Annotated in this window: 21 protein-coding genes; 14 read left to right on the forward strand and 7 right to left on the reverse strand. The window is 72.7% G+C overall.

The window, feature by feature from the left end; translation table 11 throughout:
• Positions 1-6 precede the first annotated feature (6 nt).
• From OIE51_RS13765 to OIE51_RS13775, 3 genes are all read left to right on the forward strand, one after another.
• Positions 7-615 (forward strand): hypothetical protein, encoded by a 609-nt coding sequence (locus OIE51_RS13765; RefSeq protein WP_326597943.1) that lies wholly within the window; start codon positions 7-9, stop codon positions 613-615.
• 119 nt (positions 616-734) lie between these two features.
• A complete protein-coding gene (locus OIE51_RS13770) occupies positions 735-1,388 on the forward strand; it encodes an ATP-dependent Clp protease proteolytic subunit (protein ID WP_326597944.1) in 654 nt (217 codons plus the stop codon).
• Between the two features lies 1 nt (position 1,389).
• On the forward strand, positions 1,390-1,992 hold the full coding sequence (locus OIE51_RS13775) for a ClpP family protease (RefSeq protein ID WP_326597945.1): 603 nt from the start codon (positions 1,390-1,392) through the stop codon (positions 1,990-1,992).
• Positions 1,993-2,005: 13 nt separating this feature from the next.
• On the opposite strand, the gene OIE51_RS13780 is transcribed toward OIE51_RS13775, so the two are convergent.
• On the reverse strand, positions 2,006-2,377 hold the full coding sequence (locus OIE51_RS13780; RefSeq protein ID WP_326597946.1) for a helix-turn-helix domain-containing protein: 372 nt from the start codon (positions 2,375-2,377) through the stop codon (positions 2,006-2,008).
• Positions 2,378-2,881: 504 nt separating this feature from the next.
• Between OIE51_RS13780 and OIE51_RS13785 the strand changes: the two genes are divergently transcribed.
• From OIE51_RS13785 to OIE51_RS13800, 4 genes are all read left to right on the forward strand, one after another.
• Positions 2,882-3,151: a hypothetical protein gene (locus OIE51_RS13785; RefSeq protein WP_326597947.1), complete on the forward strand. Its 270-nt coding sequence runs from the start codon at positions 2,882-2,884 to the stop codon at positions 3,149-3,151.
• Positions 3,152-3,320: 169 nt separating this feature from the next.
• Complete coding sequence (locus OIE51_RS13790) at positions 3,321-4,892, forward strand: S8 family peptidase (RefSeq protein WP_326597948.1); 1,572 nt, start codon at positions 3,321-3,323, stop codon at positions 4,890-4,892.
• 119 nt (positions 4,893-5,011) lie between these two features.
• The gene (locus tag OIE51_RS13795) at positions 5,012-5,530 is read left to right on the forward strand and encodes a hypothetical protein (protein ID WP_326597949.1); all 519 of its coding nucleotides are present in this window, start codon (positions 5,012-5,014) and stop codon (positions 5,528-5,530) included.
• Positions 5,531-5,803: 273 nt separating this feature from the next.
• Positions 5,804-6,292 carry a hypothetical protein gene (locus tag OIE51_RS13800; RefSeq protein ID WP_326597950.1) on the forward strand — a complete coding sequence of 163 codons (489 nt, stop codon included), beginning with the start codon at positions 5,804-5,806 and terminating at the stop codon, positions 6,290-6,292.
• 522 nt (positions 6,293-6,814) lie between these two features.
• Here OIE51_RS13800 and OIE51_RS13805 read toward each other — a convergent pair.
• Positions 6,815-8,338 carry an FAD-binding oxidoreductase gene (locus OIE51_RS13805; protein WP_326597951.1) on the reverse strand — a complete coding sequence of 508 codons (1,524 nt, stop codon included), beginning with the start codon at positions 8,336-8,338 and terminating at the stop codon, positions 6,815-6,817.
• A 235-nt stretch (positions 8,339-8,573) separates the two neighbouring features.
• Between OIE51_RS13805 and OIE51_RS13810 the strand changes: the two genes are divergently transcribed.
• Both OIE51_RS13810 and OIE51_RS13815 read left to right on the forward strand, forming a co-directional pair.
• Complete coding sequence (locus OIE51_RS13810) at positions 8,574-9,539, forward strand: glycosyltransferase family 2 protein (RefSeq protein WP_326597952.1); 966 nt, start codon at positions 8,574-8,576, stop codon at positions 9,537-9,539.
• 3 nt (positions 9,540-9,542) lie between these two features.
• Positions 9,543-10,919, forward strand: a complete 1,377-nt coding sequence (locus OIE51_RS13815; RefSeq protein WP_326597953.1) for a polysialyltransferase family glycosyltransferase — start codon at positions 9,543-9,545, stop codon at positions 10,917-10,919.
• A gap of 162 nt (positions 10,920-11,081) precedes the next feature.
• Here the strand turns inward: OIE51_RS13815 and OIE51_RS13820 are convergent, their stop codons facing one another.
• Positions 11,082-12,245 carry an acyltransferase gene (locus OIE51_RS13820; RefSeq protein ID WP_326597954.1) on the reverse strand — a complete coding sequence of 388 codons (1,164 nt, stop codon included), beginning with the start codon at positions 12,243-12,245 and terminating at the stop codon, positions 11,082-11,084.
• 305 nt (positions 12,246-12,550) lie between these two features.
• Between OIE51_RS13820 and OIE51_RS13825 the strand changes: the two genes are divergently transcribed.
• The 3 genes from OIE51_RS13825 to OIE51_RS13835 all read left to right on the forward strand — a co-directional run bounded on the left by OIE51_RS13825 (position 12,551) and on the right by OIE51_RS13835 (position 15,723).
• A complete protein-coding gene (locus OIE51_RS13825; RefSeq protein ID WP_326597955.1) occupies positions 12,551-13,312 on the forward strand; it encodes an LmeA family phospholipid-binding protein in 762 nt (253 codons plus the stop codon).
• A 269-nt stretch (positions 13,313-13,581) separates the two neighbouring features.
• Positions 13,582-14,664 carry a L,D-transpeptidase family protein gene (locus OIE51_RS13830; RefSeq protein WP_326597956.1) on the forward strand — a complete coding sequence of 361 codons (1,083 nt, stop codon included), beginning with the start codon at positions 13,582-13,584 and terminating at the stop codon, positions 14,662-14,664.
• A 63-nt stretch (positions 14,665-14,727) separates the two neighbouring features.
• Positions 14,728-15,723 (forward strand): ketopantoate reductase family protein, encoded by a 996-nt coding sequence (locus tag OIE51_RS13835; protein WP_326597957.1) that lies wholly within the window; start codon positions 14,728-14,730, stop codon positions 15,721-15,723.
• Positions 15,724-15,911: 188 nt separating this feature from the next.
• On the opposite strand, the gene OIE51_RS13840 is transcribed toward OIE51_RS13835, so the two are convergent.
• Positions 15,912-16,379: a MarR family winged helix-turn-helix transcriptional regulator gene (locus tag OIE51_RS13840; RefSeq protein ID WP_326597958.1), complete on the reverse strand. Its 468-nt coding sequence runs from the start codon at positions 16,377-16,379 to the stop codon at positions 15,912-15,914.
• A gap of 170 nt (positions 16,380-16,549) precedes the next feature.
• Here OIE51_RS13840 and OIE51_RS13845 point away from each other — a divergent pair, with 170 nt between their 5' ends.
• Positions 16,550-16,786: a DUF2277 domain-containing protein gene (locus OIE51_RS13845; protein ID WP_326597959.1), complete on the forward strand. Its 237-nt coding sequence runs from the start codon at positions 16,550-16,552 to the stop codon at positions 16,784-16,786.
• Here OIE51_RS13845 and OIE51_RS13850 read toward each other — a convergent pair.
• A complete protein-coding gene (locus OIE51_RS13850; protein ID WP_326597960.1) occupies positions 16,759-17,271 on the reverse strand; it encodes a GNAT family N-acetyltransferase in 513 nt (170 codons plus the stop codon). The genes OIE51_RS13845 and OIE51_RS13850 overlap by 28 nt on opposite strands.
• 374 nt (positions 17,272-17,645) lie before the next feature.
• Here OIE51_RS13850 and OIE51_RS13855 point away from each other — a divergent pair, with 374 nt between their 5' ends.
• The gene (locus OIE51_RS13855) at positions 17,646-20,843 is read left to right on the forward strand and encodes an ATP-binding protein (protein WP_326597961.1); all 3,198 of its coding nucleotides are present in this window, start codon (positions 17,646-17,648) and stop codon (positions 20,841-20,843) included.
• Here the strand turns inward: OIE51_RS13855 and OIE51_RS13860 are convergent.
• Together OIE51_RS13860 and OIE51_RS13865 are read right to left on the reverse strand one after the other, a co-directional pair.
• Positions 20,828-21,697: an ABC transporter permease gene (locus OIE51_RS13860; protein ID WP_326597962.1), complete on the reverse strand. Its 870-nt coding sequence runs from the start codon at positions 21,695-21,697 to the stop codon at positions 20,828-20,830. The two genes, OIE51_RS13855 and OIE51_RS13860, sit on opposite strands and share 16 nt — an antisense overlap.
• A complete protein-coding gene (locus OIE51_RS13865; protein ID WP_326597963.1) occupies positions 21,694-22,710 on the reverse strand; it encodes an ATP-binding cassette domain-containing protein in 1,017 nt (338 codons plus the stop codon). Before OIE51_RS13865 ends, OIE51_RS13860 begins: the two co-directional genes overlap by 4 nt.
• Positions 22,711-22,785 lie beyond the last annotated feature (75 nt).

Consider the following 22,785-nt stretch of genomic DNA (forward strand, 5'->3'; position numbering starts at 1 on the left):
GAAGGGATGGAAGTGACGGAACCGAACGTCTCCGTGCCGGAGTCCTCGCTCGCCCGCGAGATCTTCGGCCCGCTGGGCGGCATCGTGGCACTCGGCGCGGCGGGCGCGTCGACGCCGGTCGGGGCCTTCGCCCCGGCCCACCGGGCGGAGCTGGACGGACTCCTGGCGACCATCCGGGACATCGGCGCGTTCTCGGCGGAAACGATGGCCATCGCCGACGAGTTGGGCTGGCACCGGGACCACGACGCGACCCCGTTCCTGGTGATGTGGTCGGGCTTCATCGAGCCGTATCCGTTCGACGCCGGCGATCCGGCCGTGATCCGGCGCATGGTGGGCATGGGCGCCGATCTCCAGCTGACCCACTTCCTGCACGCCCTGGTCGCCGCCGCCCTCGTCCGGCGGCCGGACCCCGGCCGGGCGGCCGGGCTGATCGCCGACGCGCTGCGGACGGCCTGCGCGCTGCTGGGCGGGGCCGAGCCCGGGATCGCGTTCCGCATGTGGCGCGTCACCTTCCTGCCCGCGATCCTGCGCCCGGACTCGGAGGTGCCGGGGGGCGCGCGGACGCTGTGGCGCGCCTATGCGCACGCCCTGGAGGCGCTGCTCACGGCCGGGTGAGGGACGCTCTGCCGTCGGCAGATTAGCGGCGGGCCGATAAACGGGATGCGGCGCCGCGGCCGGGCCAAGACTCGGAAGGGAGCGGCGAGGGTCGCCGCTCACCGGAAGAGGGAGGCCCGATGACGTCATTCAGCACCGGCCCAGCTCACGTCACGCGGCTGCGCGCCGAGGTGGGGGACACACCTCCGACGCGGTTCGACGACCACCTCGCCACGGAGCTGCTCAGGCAGCGGATCGTGTTCCTCGGGACACAGGTGGACGAGGTGTCCGCGAACCGCGTCTGCGCGCAGATGCTTCTGCTGTCGGCGGAGGATCCGCGCACCGACATCAGCCTCTGCGTCAACAGCCCGGGCGGCTCCGTCACGGCCGGGCTGGCGATCTACGACACGATGCGGGTGATCCCGAACGACGTCTCGACGCTCACCATGGGATTCGCCGCCAGCATGGGGCAGTTCCTGCTGACCGTGGGGGCGAAGGGGAAGCGGTACGCGCTGCCGAACGCGCGGATCATGATGCACCAGCCGTCGGCCGGCATCGGCGGGACGACCGCCGACATCGCGATCCAGGCCGAGAACCTGGCGTACATGAAGAAGTCCATCGAGCGGATCACCGCCGAACACACCGGCCAGAGCGTGGAGACGATCTCGCGCGACGGGGACCGCGACCGGTGGTTCACGGCCGAGGAGGCGAAGGAGTACGGGATGGTCGATCACGTCCTCCAGTCGCTGGCCGACGTCCGCCCGGGTGGCTCGCAGCGACGGATGGGGTTCTGACATGGGCCAATACACGATCCCGACCGTTCTGGAACGCACCCCGCAGGGGGAACGGGCCTACGACGTCTACAGCCGGCTGCTGTCCGAGCGGGTCATCTTCCTCGGCACCGAGATCGACGACGGCGTGGCGAACGTCGTCATCGCGCAACTGATCCACCTGGAGGCGTCGAACCCGGACCGCGAGATCGCGATCTACATCAACTCACCGGGCGGCTCGTTCACCTCACTCATGGCGATCTACGACACGATGTCCTACGTCGCCTCGCCGATCTCGACCATCTGCGTCGGTCAGGCGGCCTCGACGGCGGCGGTGCTGCTCGCCGGGGGCGATCCCGGACGACGGGTCGTCCTGGAGCACGCCCGGGTGCTGCTGGGGCAGCCGGCGAGCGCCGGTCACCGGGGCACCGTCTCCGATCTCAGCCTCCAGGCCAAGGAGATGCTCCGGATCCGCGCCCAGGTCGAGGAGGTCCTCTCCCGGCACACGCACCATGATGTCGCCACCCTCCGCGCGGACATGGACCGCGACAAGGTGTTCACCGCGTCGGAGGCGGTGGCGTACGGGCTCGCCGACCACGTACTCAGCCGGCGCGCCATGGCCTCCTGAGGGCCCGGGGGCCTCAGGAGGCGAGGCGCAGCATCAGCGATGCCTCGGGAGTGGTCCGGGTCCTGGCCGGCCTCGTCCGCGCGGGGCCGGCCAACTCGCCCTGCGCCAGGGAGAGCAGGTCGGTCAGGCGGAGACCGAGGGCACGGGCGGCGGCGGCGAGGACTTCCGAGGAAGCCTCCTTACGGCCACGTTCCAGCTCGGAGAGATAGGGCATCGAGATGCGGGCGGCGTCGGCCACATCCTTGAGGGTGCGCTCCTGGGCGAGGCGCTCGCGGCGCAGAACGTCACCGACGAGGTGCCGCCACAGGGGCTCTTTGGGCGCCGCCGCCTTGGCGGGGCGGCGCAGCGGGATGACGCGGGCCTGGTCCGGTGCGTGGTTGCTCACCTGTTCAGCGTAGGAGGAGCACGCGCCGCCGCCACGGAAGCGGCGGTCCGCCCTGGGCGAAAATCTCCCGCCGCGACGACGGGCGGCGGCCTCGTGGCAGTCGATCCGCGGGAGCGTGGTGCCAGCCATCAGTGTGTGGTCGGCCAACAACGCGACGTCGGCCAACAGCGCGGCGTCGGCGGGCTCGCCGAGCCGGGCGGGTCCACCACTGTCCCCGCGTCGGAGCGGCTGACACCGCCGAGCGCGGTCATCGCCTCGACGAGCAGCGGGAGTTCGGCGGCGCGGCCGGTGAGGTGTTCGGAGCCGAGCGGGTGCCGTGGTTCTTGACGGTGACGCAGGCGTTCGCGGTGCGCGGGGTGTCGGCGGCCCGGTCGGTGGTCGCGGACGTCGTCCCGGGGCTGCCGTGGTCGGCGGGGCCGAGGGCCGCACGCGGCGACTACCCTTCCTCCACAGCGGCCGCGCCGGGAGGGCGGTCGCCCGCGCTCGATCGGAAGGATGTCACCCATGCCCACCCCGGACCGGATCGTGATACGTGGCGGGATCGCCGCCGTACCGCTGCTCCTCGCCGCGGCCCTGCTGACGGGCTGCTCGGACGACGGCGACTGCGACGACCGGGCGGGGACCTCGACCGCCGCCGCCGACGACATCGCCCTGATGGCCGCGCCGGAGCGCGTCAGCGGCGGCTCCGGCGGCCGGAGCGGGGGAAGTGGGGGAAGTGGGGGAAGTGGCTCCACATCGCACGGGGGCGGGAGTCACGACAACTGCGACGACTGACCGTGTGATGTTGCCGCCGTGTGAAGTTTCCTGGCGCGGCGGCCTCTTGTAGGAGCCGGACGCATGGGGCACCCTTGCGCTGGCAATGCATGGAGCACGGCTACGCGCGTAAACCACGTGTTGTCATGCACACGCCTGCGCCCACCCCCACGACGAGGAGGACCCCTCGATGGCAGGAGCACGTCAGTTCAGGCGAAGACTCGCAAGTGCCAGTGCGGCGACCGCCGCGGCCCTCGCGATCGGCCTGCTCTCCGCACTCCCCTCCGGCGCCGCGCAGCAGCCGGAGGGCCGCATCCAGAACGCGGGCGCGGCCGGCGCGATAGCCGGCAGCTACATCGTCACCCTTGACGAGAGCGACCTCCGCGCCGGGACCAGCGCCGGCCGGGCCCTCGCCGAGGAGTACGGCGCCGACATCACCGAGACGTACACGGAGGCGCTCAACGGCTACGCCGTCGAGCTGTCGGAGCAGCGGGCGAGGCGGCTCGCCGCGGACCCGGCGGTCGAATCCGTCGTCCAGAACCGGACGTTCACGATCGACACCACGCAGCCCAGCCCGCCCTCCTGGGGTCTGGACCGCATCGACCAGCGGGCGCTGCCGCTCAACGGGAGCTACACCTACCCGGATTCGGCCGGTCAGGGCGTCACGGCGTACATCATCGACACCGGAGTCCGCATCTCCCACAGCGACTTCGGCGGCCGGGCCAGCAACGGCTTCGACGCGATCGACAACGACAGCGTCGCCCAGGACGGCAACGGCCACGGCACGCACGTCGCGGCCACGGTGGCGGGCACCTCGTACGGCGTGGCCAAGCGGGCCAACATCGTCGCCGTCCGGGTGCTGAACAACTCCGGCTCCGGCACCACCGCTCAGGTCATCGCGGGCATCGACTGGGTGACGCGCAACGCCGTGAAGCCGGCCGTCGCCAACATGAGCCTCGGCGGCGGCATCGACAGCGCGCTGGACACGGCGGTGCGCAACTCCATCGCCTCCGGCATCACCTACGCCGTGGCGGCGGGCAACAACAACGCCAACGCCTCCAACTCCTCCCCGGCGCGCGTCAGCGAGGCCATCACGGTCGGGTCGACCACGAACACCGACGCTCGTTCCAGCTTCTCCAACTACGGGACGATCCTGGACATCTTCGCGCCGGGCTCATCCATCACGTCGGCGTGGAACACCAGCGACACCGCGACGAACACGATCTCCGGCACCTCCATGGCGACGCCCCACGTCGCCGGGGCCGCCGCGCTGTACCTCGCGGACAACCCCACCGCCACCCCGGCCGGGGTGAGCACGGCGCTGGTGAACAATGCCACGACCGGCGTCGTCACCAGCCCCGGGACCGGCTCGCCCAACCGGCTGCTGTACGTCGGCACGGGCACCACGCCGCCGCCCGGCCCGTCGTTCGACAACGCCACCGACTACACGATCAGCGACAACACCACGGTGGACTCGCCGATCACGGTCACCGGCGTGTCCGGCAACGCCCCGGCCACGCTGGGCGTTCCGGTCGACATCAAGCACACCTACATCGGTGACCTGCGCATCCAGCTCATCGCGCCCGACGGCACCGCCTACCTGCTGAAGGACTACGGGGTCGGCGGCAGCGCGGACAACGTGCTCCAGACCTACACGGTCAACGCGTCGAGCGAGGTGGCGAACGGGACCTGGAAGCTGCGGGTCAGCGACAACGCCGCGCTGGACACCGGGAAGATCGACTCCTGGGGCCTGCGGTTCTGACAGGTTGACCGGTCGCACCCGCTCAACCGGTCGGCCCAACGCCGGGGTTCCGGGCCCGCGGCCCGGAACCCCGGCGCGGACCATCCCTCCGCACAAGGAAGCAGAAGGGTTCCCCCACCATGAAGCTCCGTTCTGTTCTCACCTCACTCGCCCTCGCCGGGGCCGCGCTCTTCGCGGTGCCCGGGGCCGGGGTGGCGACCGCCTCCGCCGCGGACGTCACGCCGTACGTCACGAAGATCAGCCACTCGCAGGCCACGGCCATGTTCCGTGAGGTGGGCATCACCTGGTCGTCCTCCGGCGGTTGTTCCGACCGCTACAACTCCACGTGTACGTCGTTCGAGCAGCTCAACCTGGCGTCGGCGCAGGGCGCGCAGACCCTGAAGCGGGCCAGCGGCTGCGGCCTGAACATCACCGGCGGCACCGAGGTCGGGCACGCCAGCGGCACCTACAGCCACTGGAACGGCTACAAGCTCGACTACTCGCTGGGCACGTGCATCAACTCGTACGTCACGAACAACTTCACCTACATCGGCCTGCGGGGCGACGGCGCTCCGCAGTACCGGTCGGGGTCGGGCAACATCTACGCGCGTGAGAGCAACCACTGGGACGTTCTCTACTACAACTGCGGCGGCTGCTGAGCCGGGTCATCACCGTCCGGCCGCCGAGGCTCTCCCCGGCGGCCGGAGCGGCGCCCGAGTCCGGGCGGGTGCGGGTGCCCGCGACGGCGCGCCCGTCGTCCGAGGTGATCGACGCCTCGACACCACCCACGACGGGGACCACCCGGTGGCCGCGCCGGGCGCCTGGCAGCGCGGGCAGCCGGCCGCCTGGCACACTGCCCCTCGCTCTGGGCGGCGGTGCGCACCGGCACCGCGTAGCCTCGACCGGAAAGGGACAACCGGGAGGAAACGCCCATGGGTACGCGCTCGCGTGCGCGCTCACGCGCCGACGGACTGCTGCGCGGCGCCGCCGCCGGGGCGGCGGGGACCGCCGCGCTCCACATCGTGACCTGTCTCGACATGGCCGCACGGGGCCGGGCGGCCAGCCGGACGCCCGAGGAGACGGTGGAGAAGCTGTCGGCGGCGACCCACGTCCCCGTGCCGGGCGCGGGCGAGACCCGCGCCCACCGCGTCGCCGCGCTCGGGGCGCTGTCCGGGCTCGTGGTCGGGGTGGGGGTCGGCGCGGCGCTGGGGGCCGTCCGCGCCACCGGACCCGTGCGGACCGCTCTGGCCGCCGGACTCGGCGCCATGGCCGGCGGCAACGGCCCGATGGCGGCGCTCGGCGTGACGGACCTCCGGACGTGGAGCCGCGCGGACTGGCTCAGCGACGCCGTCCCGCACGCCGCCTACGGCGCGGTGACGGCGGGCGTGCTGCACGGGCTGCGGCGCGGCCAGTCGGCCTAGCGGGGCTGTCGTCCCGGCGCGCGCGGGCGCAGGGTGGGGAGCGAGGACCCGCACCACCACCACCACGGCCCGGTCGGCAGGAGCACAGCAGCAGAGGAGGGGGAGTCCGCCATGGAGCCGATCGACCTTCCGCCGCCCGTCGTCCGCCCCGCCCGGCCCGGGGACCGCCGACGAGCTGCGCGACCTGCTCCCGCGGGCGCCGCGCCCGGACACGGTCGGCCACCGCCTCACGCACAGCGGCCCCGACCGGCGTGACCATGTCCTCGTCGACGACCGGATGCGCGCCCTGCTGGGCGAGAGGGTCGGGAGCGGAGCCGGGCGAGTCCGGCCGCCGGGCGGGACGCCGTCCACGTCGCCCCGCCCGGCGCCGGGGTGCCGGGCGTCCTGGTGCCCACCGGGGAGACCCGTCAGGTCACCGCCGAGACCCGCGCCGTGGCCGCGCGGACCGGATGAGCAGGCGCCGGCGACCGCCTCGGGCCGGCCTGGGGGAAAGGCAGCCGGCCCGAGACGGCGAGCGGGGGATCAGGCGCCGACGCTCTGGGCGAACTTGAAGGCGTTGTACGGGTCGTACCGGCGCTTCACCGCGACCAGGCCGTTGTAGTTCTCGGCGTAGTACGAACGCTGCCAGTTGGGGAGCGCCGGGTCGATGAAGTTCTGGTACGTCTCGCCGTTGGAGTACGGGTCGGCCGTGGTGAAGCCCCGGTCCACCCAGGCGTGCGCGACGGTACGCGCCTCGTCGGTGACGGTGCCCTGGCGGATCGTGGACAGGTAGTTCAGCGTGAACAGGCTGTCCCGGTGCACGTACGCGGTGGCGGTGCGGCTCAGGTCGCGCACGGCGCCGCCGGTGGGCAGCACCTGGAGCTGGTGGGTCTGGCCGGCCAGACGGTCGGCGTCGAAGACGGCCACGGCCTGCTCCCAGGCGGTGCGCGACGGGGCTTGGCCGAAGAAGCGGCTGCGCTCCAGGCCGAGGAGCGGTCGCGGAAGCTGGCCCTCGGGGGTCGCGCCGACGCGGTGGCACTGGGACACCGTGCGGGTGGCGCAGCCGTAGACGCCCATCATCAGGTTCACGTAGGGCAGGACATTCGCCGACTGGGACGCGGCGGGGCCGGTCAGCGCCAGCAGGCGGGCGACCTCGGACTCCAGTTCGGCGCTGGTGCCGGTGGAGACGAGCTGGATCACGGGGACCGGCACGCCGCCGGGGGCCGCGTCGGGGAGGGTGATGATGCCGCCGCCGCCGATGGTGCGCGGGGCGTCGACCAGCCACTGCGCGTACCCGTGAAGCATGTCGACCGCGCGGTCCCACGGGAAGGAGAGGGTCGTCGTGGCGACCGTGGTGAGCTGGTCGGGCGTGACCGTGTAGGAGGTGACGATGCCGAAGTTGCCGCCACCGCCGCCGCGCAGCGCCCAGAAAAGGTCGCTGTTCTCCTGTCCGGAGGCGGTCACGACCCGGCCGCTGGCCAGGACGACCTGGGCGGAGGTGATGTTGTCGCAGGCCATTCCGAACGACGGGGTGAGGAAGCCGATGCCGCCGCCCTGGATGAAACCGCCGGCCGCGACCGTGGGGCAGGCGCCGCCGACCACGGCGAGGCCGCTGGGGGCGAGCGCGTTGAGGATGTCGACGTTCTGCGTGCCGGCGCCGACGCGCACACTGCCGCTGCCGAGCGTGATGCCGTTGAGCCGGGAGACGTCAATGACGAGGCCCTGGGACGTGGAGTACCCGCCGCCGCTGTGGCCGCCGCTGCGGGCGGCGAACACCAGACAGTTGTCCTGGGCGAATTTGAGGGACACCGCGACATCGTTCGCGGTCTCGCAGAAGACGACGCCCTGGGGGCTGATCTTGTCGTATTCGACGGTGTCGAGCTGCTTCGCCGTGGCATAGCCCGCGTCGGAGGGGAGGATCAGGTCGCCGGTCAGGCGTCGGCGGAGCTGATCCCAGGGTATGGACGTGGTGGATCGGCCGCCTCCGGCGACCACCGGACCGGCTTGCAGGACCGAGTAAGCGGTCGCGGCGGACCCGGCACCCAGAAGTGTTCTTCGACTGATCATGCGAGCACGATGCCCCAGCACCCGGGGGAATTCCTTAGCAGTGAGTCGCCAGTCTCTTTGCTGAGTGTCCTCCGCCCGCCGGGGGCCTTCCGCGACCGGCCGCGGGGGACGACGATCAGGGCGAAATAACCTAACGTGCAGCCAGCGTTTACCATGTGGTCACTTACCCGTACCCTGACGCGCTGGTCACCTGTCTACCGTCGCGTTTGACCTGTTCACAGCCCCTGGAAACCCGGTGCCCAAACTCTCTGTCATCGTCGCCTGCCACAACGTGCAGGACTTCGCGCCCACCACGCTGCGCAGCCTCGCCCGTAACGCCGGGCCGGAGACCGAGTTCATCCTCGTCGATGACCGCTCCACGGACGCCACAGGGGAAATCCTGGGCCGGGCGGAGGGGGAGCTGCCGCGGGCCAGAGTCATCAGACACGATCAGAACCTGGGCATCTCGCACGCGCGCAACACCGGCATCGAGGCCGCCAAGGGCGAGTACCTCACGTTCCTCGACGGTGACGACTGGTACGCGCCGGGCTATCTGGACCAGCTCGTCGCCGTGATCGACGAGCTCGGCTGCGACTTCCTGCGCACCGACCACGTGCAGTCCCACGGCAAGCGCCGCACCATCGCCCGCGCCCCCGCCCCGCGCCGGGGCGAGGTGATCAGCCCGCGCGACGCGATAGCGCCCGCCGACCGCAAGACGATGGTCGACTATCCCTTTGTCTGGGCCGGGATCTACCACCGCAGGCTGTTCGAGGACGGCATGCGCTTCGAGACGCACCTGCGGACCGCCGAGGACCGGGTGTTCTCCTGGCAGCTCCACCTGCGGGCCAAGACGTTCGCCACCGTGGGCCTGCTGGGCGTGTTCTACCGGCGCGGGGTGACCACCTCGCTGACGCAGATTCGCGACGAGCGCCAGCTCGACTTCATCCCCGCCCACGACGTGATCCTGCGGGATGTCTCGGCGGACCACGAGGCGGACCGCTTCCTTCCCAAGATCATCAGGACCTACTGCGCGATGATCGCCTTCCACGCCGCCAACGCCGGCGGCTACGAGTCGGAGGCCGCCCGGCGGCTGAAGCAGGAGTCGGCGGCGGCGATGCGGCGCTTCCCGCCCGAGCTCCTGGAGCGGACACTGGTGGCCATGGGGGAAGACCGCGAGAGAGTGCTCAGGCGGCTGCTCGGCCGAGGACGGAGGGCGGCCTGAGCCATGGCTGACACCACGCGCACCACCCAGATCTTCGAAGCCTCGACCCTGTACGGCGCGGCCACGCTCGCCGCGGCGCTGGACGCCGGCCAGTTCGGGCCGCGCGGCGACGCGCGCCGCGTGCTGCTCATCAGCAACAACGCGGCCGTTCCCGAAACGGCCGCCGACCTGCGCGAGATGGCCGGCTGGCGCCGCATCGCCGCCCGCTTCGACACCGTCATCGACTGGAACGAGACGATCAGCCCGCACCACCCCGGCGACTGGGGTCCGGCCGACCGCGACGCGCCGATATGGGAGCGGACGCTGCGCCGTTTCTGGGGCCTCGGGGACGGCCGCGTCGAGCTGGTCGTGGAGTCCGTGCACGCCAAGCCGGCCGCCGCGCTGGCCACGATCTTCGCCGACGCCGACGTGCACGTGTACGCGGACGGGCTGATGAGCTACGGCCCGACGCGCGACCGGCTGCCGCAGGACACCGCGATCCGCGTGCAGCGGCTGCTCCACCTCGACCTGGTGCCGGGGCTGCGCCCGCTGCTGCTGGCCGAGCACTCGGTGCCGTCCGAGGTCGTGCCCGACGACGCCTTCCGCGCCGTGCTGGACGAGATCAGCGCCGAGGACCGCGCCAGCGACCAGGAGGTGCCCGCGCCGGTAGCCGTGATCCTCGGCCAGTACCTGGCGGCGCTGGAGATCCTCACCCCGCGCGAGGAGGAGGCGCTGCACGAGCGGATGCTGCGCGGCGCCGCCGCCGCCGGATTCCGCGCGGTGGTGTTCAAGCCCCATCCGACCGCCCCCGCGCACTACTCGAAGGTGCTGGAGAAGGCGGCGGCCGACCTCGGTGTGCGGCTGACCGTGCTGGACACGCCGATGCTGGCGGAGACCGTCTTCGAGCGGTACCGGCCGGGGCTGGTGGTCGGGTGCTTCTCCACCGCGATGTTCACCGCGTCCGCGTACTACGGGGTGCCGATCGCCCGGGTCGGGACCGGACTCCTGCTGGAGCGGATCGCGCCGTATCAGAACAGCAACCGCGTCCCGCTCACCATCGTCGACGCCCTGGTGCCCGATCTGGAGCGGCGGAAGGCCGGGGAGATCGTCACCGAGCGGGCGGACGCGGCCGACGCCGTGGGGCCGCTGGTCCGGACCGTCGGGTACTGCATGCAGGGCAAGCTGAACCCGGGGCTGCGCGACGAGGCCGAGGCGTGGCTGGACGCCCACCTGAACGAGGAGACCTGGCGGTACTTCAAGCGGGCCAGGCTGACCGCGCTGGCCCTGCCGGGCGGCTTCGCCTCGGGCATCACGCGGCAGCTCCCCGGCTCGGGCGCGGCCCTGCGGATCGCGCGCCGGGTGCGGAAGGCGACCCTGCGCGACGCCAAGACCAAGCGGTAGCCGACGCACGAGAACGCGGGAGAACGCACGAGAACGCGGGAGAGAGGGGGCGGTGGGCCAGTGCCCGCCGCCCCCTCTCTCCCGTGTCTCTCAGCCCAGGCCGTTCACCCCAGGCCGCACCGATCAACCGAGGCTGCTCGGATGAACCGAGGCTGCCTCGGATCAACCCAAGAAGCGCCGCAGGCCGAGGCGGCCCCACAGCAGGCTGGCCCCGTAGGACAGCACGCAGGTCATCAGCACCATGGCGATCAGCAGCAGGCTCCCGTCGACCGGGCCGACGTCCTCGGTGACGATCCGCATCACGATCTCCTCAACGAGGAAGACGTGCACCATGTACGCCCCCATCGCCGCGGCGGCCAGCTTGCCGAGGTTCGGGCGCCACCGCTCCGGGACGCGGATCCGGCTGACCCCCAGCAGCAGAGCGCCCGTCATGACGGCGGTGAACGGGTGCGCGTTCGCGATCGGGTAGTGGATCTGTGTGTCGTACCACAGGACGCCCACCGCGCTCAGCAGGAACAGCGGCACCATCAGCTTGCGGTAGCGCGGCGACAGCCCGCCGGGCAGGGAGAACAGCAGCGCGCCGGCCGCCGCGTAGACCACCGAGTATGTCCCGAAGCTCCAGGTGACGGGCGGCGGCTGCCAGCCGGTGACCTCGCCGATCGTCGGGAGCGCCTGCGGCAGGCCCGCGATCGCCACCAGGGCGATGCCCAGGCTCCAGGGACGCTGGCCGACCCGGATGAGCGTGATGAAGGCGAGCGCCATGATGATCGGGATGTACGCGTACAGGAACCAGAGGTGGTACGCGGGCTGCACCGTGCCGAAGAGCGCGTCCACGGAGAGGTCGGTCATCGGCTTGTCGTTGCGGTCCCGCAGCCAGGTCCAGACGAGGTAGGCGCCGGTCCAGACGAACAGCGGCACTCCGTTGCGCCTGATCCGCTGCCACATCCGCGAGCTGTTCCTCGGCGGCGCGCCCATCAGCACGGCCCAGCCCGCCATGGCGAAGAACATCGGCACCGCGAACTGGTTGATCGCGTCGCCGATGTGCCCGATCCAGTACGCCGAGCGTCCGTTGGACTCCTCGCGGTCCACGGCCGTGAGGAAGGTAGCGGAGACGTGGCCCAGGATGACGGCGCAGGAGGCGACCAGTCGCATCACGTCGATGTCGTACCGGTGCTCGTTCTCCGGGGTGGAGCGCGGCGCGGGAATCGGGGCGGGGACGCTCTGGTCCGGTAGCGGCGACGGTGCCGGTGCCGTCGCGTCGGGCGCGGGCGCGGGCGCGGGCGCGGATGCGGGTTCGGCGGATGCGGGTTCGGTCTTGGGGAGCATGATTCCGATCGCTGGTTCGGTGGTGTGGTGCCGTCCGTCACGGCAGGGCTGATGCCACAGGCGCCGGACCTGGCTCCGGAATCCGCTGCCCGTGAACTATTAGCCGCTCGGTGAAAACGGCCCGCCGCCGGAAGGCGTCCACACAGTGAACTCCGGGCGGCCCAGCGGTGCCCACGGGGCCTCATCCAGGTGCCTCTCGCACAGTACCCGGACCGGGAGCGGTGCGGGAGGGCCGTCGGACGTGGTGAACAATCGAGCGGGAGCGACCGGTGGCCGCCCCGGTGCGACCACGGAGGGAGTGGGATGTGAGCGCGTTCATGGCCCTGCCGCGCCGGGCCCTGCGGCGGCGCGGGGTCCGGATCGCCCTGATCGTCGCGGCCGTGGTGACCGGGCTCACCGTGGCGGCCGAGGTGGCGGCCCGCGCGGTGGTGCACGGACGCATCTCCGAGGCGGCCGGCCGGAGCCTGGACGGCGAGGTCGAGGTGAAGACCGGCGACGGACTCGCGCTGGGCTCCCTCGCCGGGCGGCACCTGGACTGGATCGAGATGCGCGGCGACCACGCCAGGATCGGCCGGGTGACCGACGCCTCGGTCCGGGTCCGGCTGAACGACGTGCGCCTGGACGGGCTCGGCTCAGGCAGCGGCGGCACGGTGGCCGCCACCCACGCCGAGGTCCTGGTGCCCACCGAGTCGCTGCCCGCGCTGGCCGGCCGGGCGGACAGCGGCGGTGGCGGTGGCGGTGGCGGTGGCGGGCTGACGGTCGGCGCCGCCCGCGCGGACCCGGCCTCCGGCACCGTGGTGCTGGACATCGGCGGCGGGCTGGGCCAGGTGGCCGTGAAGCCCGCGTTGCGGGAGGGCCGCGTCGCGTTCGAGGTGACGGAGGCGTCGTTCCTGGGGATGGCGGTGCCGGGCGACCTGGTCGAGCGGGTGGCGGAGACGCTGTCCGACCCCACCGAGCACGAGGAGTACCCGCTGGCGCTGGAGGCGACCTCCGTCGAGGTCACCGAGGACGGCGTCGAGGTGCTGCTCGACGGCGGACCGGCCGCGCTGGAGACGGACGGCGGGTGAGGCCGCGCCGCGGACCCCGGTCCGCGGGGTGACCATGGACCGATGCTGCCGGCGGCTGTCGCGCCACGTCGTGCGCACCGGGAGGACAAGACGCCCGCCGACGCCGACTCGGTCAACGAGGTCCGCGCGCTGCCGCGCTGACGGTTTGGTCGCCTCTCCGTGGCCGCATTGTTATGGCAGAGGGCGCAACAAACAAGGTGGTTCGCGCATCTTCACCTATGAGGTCCTATGAGGTCCTATGAGGCCCAGTAACTCCAGGGGGAACCGTGATGCGCGCCGCACTCTTTCGAAAGTCCGTCCTCTCCGCCGCCGCGGCGCTCGCCACAAGTGCCTTGCTGCTGACCGGTTGTTCCGCCGAGGGGCAGGAGGCGTCCGATCAGCCGTCGAGCGAGGAGTCCACGCAGGAGGAGTCGCCCGGCCCGGATGACTCCGAGGGCGGCGAGGACGAGGAGACCGAGGAGCCGGCCGAGGAGGTCGTTCTCGGCTTCGGCGACGAGTCGGACCAGGTGCGCGAGCTCCAGGCCCGGCTGGAGCAGCTCGGCCACTTCGTGGCCCAGCCCACCGGTTTCTACGGGGATGTGACGCTCGGCGCCGTCTCGGAGTACCAGCGGGAGGCGGGGCTCGAAGTCTCGGGCACGGTCTACGAGTCGACGTGGGCGGCGCTCACGGACGAGACCGAGACGCCCACCGAGGAGGAGCTGCACCCGCCGCAGCAGGTGCTGGGCTACGGGGACAACTCGGAGCAGGTGCGCGAGCTCCAGGCGCGGCTGAAGCAGCTCGGCCACTTCGACGAGAACCCCACGGGGTACTACGGGGACGTCACCACCGCCGCCGTCCGGGCATACCAGGAGTCGGCCGGGATCGAGGCCACCGGCACGGTCTTCGAGCCGACGTGGGCGGCGCTCACGGACGAGACCGAGACGCCCACCGAGGAGGAGATGTTCCCGCCGGTGGAGATCCCGGACGTGGAGCCCGCCCAGGACCTGGACGAGCGCTGCATGACCGGCCGGGTGCTCTGCGTCTCCAAGACTTCCAGCACGCTGTCGTGGGTGATCGACGGCGAGGTGCGGATGACGGTGGACGTGCGGTTCGGCGCCGCGGAGACGCCCACCCGCGAGGGCGAGTTCGAGGTGTACTGGAAGTCGCGCAACCACCACTCGACGCTGTACGACTCGCCGATGCCGTACGCGATGTTCTTCGACGGCGGCCAGGCCGTGCACTACTCGCAGGACTTCGCGGCCAACGGGTACAACGGCGCGTCCCACGGCTGTGTGAACGTGCGGGACGAGGCCGCCATCGCCCAGCTCTTCGACGCGGTGCACGAGGGCGACAAGGTCGTCGTCTACTGGTGATCGGGTGGGCCGGGTGACCAGGCCACCCGGCCGGGGGGCGAACACGCGAGCGACAATGCCCCCATGCGCTACATCATCATCGGAGCAGGGGCGGTCGGCGGAGCGATAGGCGGGCGGCTGCACGAGAGCGGACACGACGTCGTTCTCGTGGCCCGCGGCGCGCACGGGCGGGCGCTGCGGGAGAGCGGGCTGCGGCTCAACACCCCCGGCCGGTCACTGACCTTGCCGATCCCGGTGGCGGAGGGTCCGGACGAGGTCCACCTCCGCCGCGACGACGTGCTGGTGCTCGCCGTCAAGTCGCAGGACAGCGTGGCCGCCCTGGACGTCTGGGCGGCCCGCCCGGTGGCGCGAGGCGGCACGGCCGGCGAGTCGCTGCCCGTGCTGACCGCGCAGAACGGCGTGGTCAACGAGACGCTCGCGCTGCGGCGGTTCCGCCGGGTGTACGGCGTCTGCGTGTGGCTGCCCGCGCAGTTCCTGGAGCCGGGTCAGGTCACCGCGTCCGCCGCGCCGTTGACCGGGATGCTGCACCTCGGCCGCTTCCCCGGCGGTGTGGACGACACGGCCCGCCGGGTCGCCCTCGATCTGGAGAGGTCCCGTTTCCTGGCGCCCGTGGTGCCGGACGTGATGCGGTGGAAGTACGCCAAGCTGCTGGCGAACCTGGGCAACGCCATCGAGGCGCTCTGCGGCCCGATCCGGCAGCCGCCGCTGACCGATCTGCTGGCGCGGGCCCGCGCGGAGGGCGTCGCCGTGCTCGCGGCGGCCGGGATCGCGCACGCCTCGGAGGCCGAGCAGGCCGAGGCGCGCGGCGACCGGCTGGAGCCACGGCCGGTGGGGGGCGCCGAGCGGGGTGGCGGCTCCTCGTGGCAGAGCCTGCGCCGGGGCACGGGCTCGATCGAGGCCGACTACCTCAACGGCGAGATCGTGCTGCTCGGCCGGACCCACGGGGTGGCGACGCCGGTCAACGAGCTGCTCCAGCGGCAGGCCGACGACTTCGCCCGCCGCGGCCGCCCGCCCGGCTCACTGCCGGTCGCGGAGCTGGCCGAGGCACTGGCGCGCTGACCGATCAGTCTCCCCGTCCCACCTTGTCGGAACGGGCCGAGCCGGGATGCGCGGGGTGGGCTGCCCCCCAGGGATCCCGGGTGTGGCTTTCCGTCGGCCGCGCGGTCAGGTGCCGCGCGAGCGGGCCGACCGGCTGCTGGCCGTGACGCTGGCCGTGACGCTGGACGGACCGCGTCGCGCCTGACCGCTCAGCCGGGCGCCAGCCCGCGCAGCCGCTCGATCTGGAGGTTCGCCAGCTCGATGCTGCGCCGCATGTACTCGACGACGACGGCCAGCTCCTCGTCGGAGTTGTCCTCGAACCGGGCCTCGAACGCCTCGCCCAGATAGTCCCAGAGCGACTCAAGCCGCCGCTCCGCCTCCGGGACCAGGCTGACCAGCGTCCGCCGCCGGTCGTGCTCGTCGCGCCGCCGGGTCAGATAGCCGGCGCGCTCCAGCCGGTCGAGGAGACGGCTCGCGGCGCTGCTGGTGACGCCGGTCACTTCGGCGACCCGGCGCGTGGTGAACGGCCCGGGCTCCATCGAGATCAGCCGCAGGCACTGCACATCGGTGGGATGCAGGCCCAGATGGTCGGCCACGGCCTGGTTGAACAGCGCGTACGACGCGAGATGGCGAGGCCCGAACCTCCGGATCTCCGCCAGCCGGTCCGCTCGGGACATGACCAGTGCCCTCCCCGCTCCCCCACCCCACTGAGTGGGGCGGCCCTGCTCCCATGTTCACCGTGCGGCGGGCGTCTTGTCCACGCCGCCCCGCCCTCCCCCGCCGCCCCCAGGCCGTCCCACACCGCCCCCACGGGTCGCGGAGTCACGGCAGCGGGCAGACTGGAGGCATGTGCCGCAGCATCAAGACACTCCGCCCGCCCGCGACGACCGACGTGTCCGACGAGGACATCCGCGCGGCGGCCCTCCAGTACGTGCGCAAGGTGAGCGGCTTCAGGGCGCCGGCGGCGCACAACCGCGCGGTGTTCGAGGAGGCGGTGGCGGCGGTGACGGCCGCCACCCAGCACCTGCTGGACCACCTGGAGGTCAGGGGCGCCGGTCAGACCCGGTCGAACGGCTCGGCGTAGCGGAAGATCCCGCGCGCCGCCGGATCGTGGGCGGTCAGCGGGCGCACCTGGAAGTACGGGCCCCAGGCGGGGTCGGGCGCCTCGATGCCGTACCCGGCGGCGGCCCCGAAGCCGAACCTGCCGTAGTACGCCGGGCTGCCGAGCAGCGCGACGAACGGCTCCCCCAGCGCGTCCGCCGCCCCGAGGACGGCGTGCACCAGCGCGAGCCCCACCCCGCGCCGCTGGTGTCCGGGCCGCACGCTGAGCGGTCCCAGCCCCACGGCCGCCCGCTCCCCGACGTGGCCGCGCGTGCAGACCACGTGCCCGACGACATCCTCCCCCGCGACGGCGACGAGCGACAGCGCGGGCAGCCACCCCTCGCACTCACGCAACTCGTCCAGCAGCACCGCCTCGACCGGCACCGCCCCGTCCGCCTTGCCGAAGGCGGCGGCGGTGACGTCACGGACAGCGGCATGATCCCCGGGAACCTCACGTCTGATGATCACCGCCCCAGTCTCCGCGCGGCCCCCTCCGAGAACAACGAGATTCCCCCGGGTCAGCGGAGTGTCGCGAGCTCCTTCGCCAGGTCGTCCAGGCCCGGCGAGCCCAGTGACAGGGCCGCCATGTGCCAGGACTTCAGGTCGAACGCCCCGCCCGCCGCCGCGCGGGCCGCCTCGCGCCCCGGCGAGGGCCTCCTGCCCGTCCGGCGAGAAGTCCGGCAGCGCGTCGACGCCCGGCCGGATGCCCAGCCGGGTCCCCACCAGCGGATCGAGGTCGGCCAGGGTACCGACATAGGCGTCCGCGACAACGCGCGGGGCGGAAGGGCGCGTTGTGTCATCCTCGTACAGCATCCAGACCCACGGAAGATCAGAAGGCACAGGTGTTCGAGGACCTCATCGGCCGGGAGCACGCCGCAGGGATGCTACGTACCGAGATCACCCGGGCCGCGGCCAGTCACGGCGGCCTGGTGCTGGTCGCGGGGGAGCCCGGCATCGGCAAGACCGCGCTCGTCACGGGCGCGGCCGAAGAGGCGAGGGCGCTGGGGGCCCTGGTGCTCAGCGGCTCCTGCTGGGACTCGGAGAACGCCCCCGGGTACTGGCCGTGGGTGCAGGTCGTCCGCGCACTGCGCCGCTCGGCCCGCGCCGCGGAGTGGGCGACGGTCCGGGAGGCGGTGGCCGACGAGCTGGGCCCGCTGCTCGGGGAGAGCGGCCCGCAGGGCGAGGCCGGCGGCTTCGAGCTGTCCGACGCGGTGACGACGGCCCTGGTCACGGCGTCCCAGCAGCGGCCGGTGGTCGTGGTGCTGGACGACCTGCACTGGGCCGACACCGCGTCCCTGCGGCTGCTCCACTTCGTCGCCCAGCACACGTGGTTCGAACGGCTGCTGCTCGTCGGCACCTACCGTGACGCCGAGGTCGAGCCGGCCGACCACCCGCTGCGTCCGCTGATGACTCCGCTGGTGGCGCGGGCCACCACGCTGGCGCTGGCCGGTCTCTCGGCGGACGAGGTCGGCGCGCTGATGACCCGCACCGTCGGCCGCGTGCCGGAGCCGGGCCTGGTCGCCGAGGTGCATCGGCGCACCGGCGGGAACCCGTTCTTCGTGGAACAGACCGCCCGCCTCTGGCACAGCGGCGGCGCGGTCACCACCATCCCGCCGGGCGTGGGCGACGCGGTCCGGCGGCGGCTCGGCCTGCTGCCGGAACGGGTGGTGTGGCTGCTGACCCGCGCGGCCGTGCTCGGCCGCGAGTTCCACCGGCGGGTGCTGAGCGCCGCCGCCGGGGCACCGGCCGCCGAGGTGGACGGGCTACTCGGGCACGCGGTGGCCGCCCGCCTGGTCACGCAGCGCGGCGGCGGCCGGTTCGCCTTCGCGCACGACCTGGTGCGCGAGACGCTCTACAACGCGCTGGGCGAGGACGAGCTGCGCCGTCGGCACGCCGCCGTGGTCCGGGCCCTGGACGACTCCCCGGCGCTCGCGGACCGGGTCCCGCCGGCCGACCTGGCCCGCCACGCCCACCTGGCCGGGGCCGAGGTCGATCCGGTCCGCGCCCTGGAGGTGCTGCGGGCCGCCGTGGACGACGCGATCGGGCGGATGGCGTTCGAGGAGGCGATCGGCCATCACCGCCGTGCCTACGAGCTGGCCGCCGCCGTCGATCCCCGCCGACGGATCCTGATCGGCCTGGAGTTCGCCCACGAGCTGTGGCACGCGCGGGCCCGGGAGGAGGGCACCCGGATCTTCCTGGAGGCCGTGGCCGAGGCTCGCGCGCTGGACGACGCCGAGCTGCTGGCCCGGGTGGCGCTCTCGTTGTTCCGTGCCGAGGGCGCCCGCCACCAGGGCGGCCTGAGCACGCTCAAGACCGAGCTGCTCCGCGAGGCCCACCACCGGCTGGGCGGCCGTACCGATCCGGCTCAGGCCGCCCTGCCGCCCGACGACCCGGCCGCCGTGGAACGCCTCGCCCGCGAACTCACCGTCCGAACCGCTGTGCTGGCCCGGCGCGGCCAGGACGACGACGCGCTCGCGTTCAGTCTCTGGGCCCGCCACGATGTGATCTGGGGACTCGGCACGGCCGCCGAACGCGAGGCGCTCACCGGCGAGATGATCTCGCTGGCCCGACGCAGGGGCGACCACGAGCTGGAGCACTTCGCCGCGTCGCTGCGCTGGGTCGCGCTGCTCGAACAGGGCGACCCGCGTTACATCGATCAGCTCGGCGAGTTCGTCGCCATGGTGGACCGGCTGGGGCTGCCGCGCTACCGCCTCTCCTCCGCCATCGACCAGGGCATCATCGCCGTCCTCCAGGGCCGCTTCGCGGACGCCGAGGCGCACCGGGAGAGCGTGCGCGCGATGGGCGTCGACCACGAACACGCCCAGGAGTACGAGCAGTACGACCACCACCTCTACTGGACCTGGCTCCAGGCCCAGGGCCGGTTCGCCGAGCTGGACGAGCTGCACCGGTCGCTGACCAGGCGGGACTACCCCTTCCCGGAGCTGATCGAAGGGATCACGGCGGCCCAGAAGGGCGACACCGAGACTGTGCTGCGGATGCTGGAGGCCGCCGAGAGCGAGCGGTACCCGCCCTCCATCGAGGCGCTGTGGCTGCGGTTCCAGGCGCAGGCCGCGGCGGCGTCCCGCGATCCGGTGCTGTGCGAACGGGCCAGGACCGCGCTCGCGCCGTTCACCGATCAGTGGGCCGTATCGCTGTTCGGCTTCGACATCAGCGGCCCGATGGTGCTCTGGTCGGCGGTGGTCGAGGCCGCCGAGGAGCGCTGGGACGCGGCCGTCGCCGGCTTCACCGCCGCCGCCCGCGCCGCCGACCGGCTGCGGGCGCGCACCTGGTCGGTCGAGGCGCGCTCACTCCTCGCGCCCGCGCTGCTCGCCCGGGCGGCGCCCGGCGACGCGGACGCCGCTCGGGCCCTGCTGAACGAAGTCGCCCGGGAGGCGGCCGAGCTGGGCATGCGCCACATCGCGCGCCGCGTCGCCCGCGCCCTCCCCTCGGCCGCCAGTCCCCCCGCCCCGGCCCCCGGCGCGTCCGCCACGCGCCCCGGGCGCGTGGCGGACGAGTTCCGCTTCGACGGCACTGTCTGGACCCTGGGCTACGCCGGGCGCACCGTCCACATGCCCGACGCCAAGGGCCTGCGCGACCTGCACACCCTGATCGGCCACCCCGGCACGGACATCCCCGCCGTGCGGCTGCTGAGCCCCGAGGGAGTCCAGCGGCTCGGCGGCGACCCGGTGCTGGACGACGAGGCCAAGGCTCGGTACCGCAAGCACCTGGAGCTGCTCGACACGGAGATCGACCGGGCCGCGGAGGCCGGCGACGAGGGCCGCGCCGCCGAGCTCGACCGCGAACGGGCCGCGCTGCTGGACGAGCTGCGCGCCGCCGCCGGACTGGGCGGCCGTGTCCGCCGCCTCGGCGACGAGGCGGAACGCGCCCGCAAGACCGTCACCGCCCGCATCCGGGACACCCTCCGCCGCCTCGACCAGCGGCACCCCGAGCTGGCCGCCCACCTGCGGGCCACCGTCACCACCGGAGCGATGTGCGCCTATCGCCCCGGCCGAGCGGACGAGGCTCACTTCCGGTTGTAGAGGCGCATGGTCAGCGAGCCGAACACGGCCATCAGCACCGCGCTCGCCACCAGCACCCAGCCGATCTCGCCCACGTCCGTGCTGCCGTCCATCATGCCGCGCGCCGCCGCCACCAGGTGCGTGACCGGGTTGACGTCCACGAACGCCTCCAGCCAGCCCGGCATGGTCGCCGGCTCGACCAGGATGTTGCTCAGGAAGGTCAGCGGGAAGAGCACCATCATGCTGACGCCCATCACCGACTTCTCCGAGCGCAGCAGCAGTCCGAACATCGTCCATATCCACGAGAACGCGAACGAGAACACCACAAGCAGCGCGATGGCCCCGGCCACACCCACGGCGCCGCCGTCCGGTCGGTACCCCATGATCAGGCCGACGGCCAGGATCACCAGGGACGCCATGGTGTAGCGGAAGGCGTCGCCCATCAGATAGCCGACCATCGCGGCCGGCCGCCACACCGGCAGGGTGCGGAAGCGGTCGAAGACGCCCTTCGTGATGTCGTTGTTGACCGCGACCCCCGTGTACATCGTGGTCATGACCACGCTCATCACCATGATGCCCGGCAGCAGATACTGCAGATACTCGCCGGTGGAGCCGGCGAGCGCGCCCCCGAACAGATAGGTGAACATCAGCGTCATCATGATCGGGAAGACGGTGACGTCGAAAAGCTGCTCCGGCACGTGCTTGATCTTCAGCATCGCGCGCCAGCCGAAGGTGATCGAGGCGGACAGCGCGCTGGGCCGCGCCGGGCGCCGCCCGGGGGACAGCACGGCCTGGATGGTCTCGGCGGCCGGGATGTAGTGGTCGTCGCCGGCTTCCTCGGCGGCGACCGTCGTGTCCTTCGTCGCGGTGGTCATGCCATGGCCTCCTTCTTCAGCTCTCGCCGCGCGTCGCGCTGCGCGTCCTTCTTCTCGGTCAGGGCCAGGAACACCTCGTCCAGGCTGGGCTGCCCGACCGAGAAGTCGTCGACGGTGATACCGGCCCTGGCCAGCTCGGCGAGGGCCCGCGAGGCCAGCTCGGCCGGGCCCGCCGTGCCGCCGTCCGGCATGATCCGCGCGGTCAGCGCCACCGGATCGGCCTCCAGCTGCACGGGCGCCTCCAGCACCCCGGCGAGCAGCCGCTGGGCGTCCGGGCGCCGCCGCCCGTCCCGCAGCCGCACACGCATCGAGCCCGAGCCGACCGACGACTTCAGCTCGCCCGGGGTGCCCTCCGCTATCACCCGGCCGTGGTCGATGACGGCTATCCGCCCGGCCAGCTGGTCGGCCTCGTCCAGATACTGCGTCGTCAGCAGCACGGTGGTGCCCTGCGCGACCACGGCCCGCACGATGTCCCACACCTGGCTGCGACTGCGCGGATCGAGCCCGGTCGTCGGCTCGTCCAGGAAGAGCAGATCCGGGGTGTTGAGGATGCTGGCCGCGATGTCGAGGCGCCGCCGCATGCCTCCCGAATACGCCTTGACCTGCCGCCCGGCCGCCTCGGACAGCCCGAAGGCGTCGAGGAGCTGTGCCGCCCGCTCCCTGGCCGCCACCTTGCGGTGACCGAGCAGGCGTCCGAGCAGCACCAGATTCTCCGTGCCGGTCAGGTCCTCGTCCACCGAGGCGTACTGCCCGGTCAGGCTCACCCTGCCGCGCACGGCGTCCGCCTGGCGCACGACGTCGAGCCCGAACACGCGCGCCTCGCCACCGTCCGGGCGGAGCAGGGTGGCGAGCATCTTGACCGTGGTGGTCTTGCCCGCGCCGTTCGGCCCGAGCACCCCGTAGACCGTGCCGGCGGGCACCGTCAGGTCGACGCCGTCCACCGCCCGCTTCTCACCGAATGCCTTGACGAGCCCGGTGGTCTCAATCGCCGGTTCGCCGCTGCGCCCACTCATCTCTTCTCCTCCCGGATCCACTCCCCCGGTAGACCTCGGGGGCCGCCGGAACTCATCGTCCCGCCGGTCCTGTGT

Source organism: Streptomyces sp. NBC_01803, assembly GCF_035917415.1.
Taxonomy (GTDB): domain Bacteria; phylum Actinomycetota; class Actinomycetes; order Streptomycetales; family Streptomycetaceae; genus Streptomyces.

What these genes read in the sequence shown, in the direction of transcription:
- OIE51_RS13785 (WP_326597947.1), top strand. Translation starts at nt 2,882, where the DNA reads ATGCCCACCCCGGACCGGATCGTGATACGTGGCGGGATCGCCGCCGTA.
- OIE51_RS13775 (WP_326597945.1), top strand. Translation starts at nt 1,390, where the DNA reads ATGGGCCAATACACGATCCCGACCGTTCTGGAACGCACCCCGCAGGGG.
- OIE51_RS13765 (WP_326597943.1), top strand. Translation starts at nt 7, where the DNA reads ATGGAAGTGACGGAACCGAACGTCTCCGTGCCGGAGTCCTCGCTCGCC.
- OIE51_RS13795 (WP_326597949.1), top strand. Translation starts at nt 5,012, where the DNA reads ATGAAGCTCCGTTCTGTTCTCACCTCACTCGCCCTCGCCGGGGCCGCG.
- OIE51_RS13790 (WP_326597948.1), top strand. Translation starts at nt 3,321, where the DNA reads ATGGCAGGAGCACGTCAGTTCAGGCGAAGACTCGCAAGTGCCAGTGCG.
- OIE51_RS13800 (WP_326597950.1), top strand. Translation starts at nt 5,804, where the DNA reads ATGGGTACGCGCTCGCGTGCGCGCTCACGCGCCGACGGACTGCTGCGC.
- OIE51_RS13805 (WP_326597951.1), bottom strand. Translation starts at nt 8,338, where the DNA reads ATGATCAGTCGAAGAACACTTCTGGGTGCCGGGTCCGCCGCGACCGCT.
- OIE51_RS13830 (WP_326597956.1), top strand. Translation starts at nt 13,582, where the DNA reads ATGCGCGCCGCACTCTTTCGAAAGTCCGTCCTCTCCGCCGCCGCGGCG.
- OIE51_RS13860 (WP_326597962.1), bottom strand. Translation starts at nt 21,697, where the DNA reads ATGACCACCGCGACGAAGGACACGACGGTCGCCGCCGAGGAAGCCGGC.
- OIE51_RS13770 (WP_326597944.1), top strand. Translation starts at nt 735, where the DNA reads ATGACGTCATTCAGCACCGGCCCAGCTCACGTCACGCGGCTGCGCGCC.
- OIE51_RS13835 (WP_326597957.1), top strand. Translation starts at nt 14,728, where the DNA reads ATGCGCTACATCATCATCGGAGCAGGGGCGGTCGGCGGAGCGATAGGC.
- OIE51_RS13815 (WP_326597953.1), top strand. Translation starts at nt 9,543, where the DNA reads ATGGCTGACACCACGCGCACCACCCAGATCTTCGAAGCCTCGACCCTG.
- OIE51_RS13840 (WP_326597958.1), bottom strand. Translation starts at nt 16,379, where the DNA reads ATGTCCCGAGCGGACCGGCTGGCGGAGATCCGGAGGTTCGGGCCTCGC.
- OIE51_RS13820 (WP_326597954.1), bottom strand. Translation starts at nt 12,245, where the DNA reads ATGCTCCCCAAGACCGAACCCGCATCCGCCGAACCCGCATCCGCGCCC.
- OIE51_RS13845 (WP_326597959.1), top strand. Translation starts at nt 16,550, where the DNA reads ATGTGCCGCAGCATCAAGACACTCCGCCCGCCCGCGACGACCGACGTG.
- OIE51_RS13865 (WP_326597963.1), bottom strand. Translation starts at nt 22,710, where the DNA reads ATGAGTGGGCGCAGCGGCGAACCGGCGATTGAGACCACCGGGCTCGTC.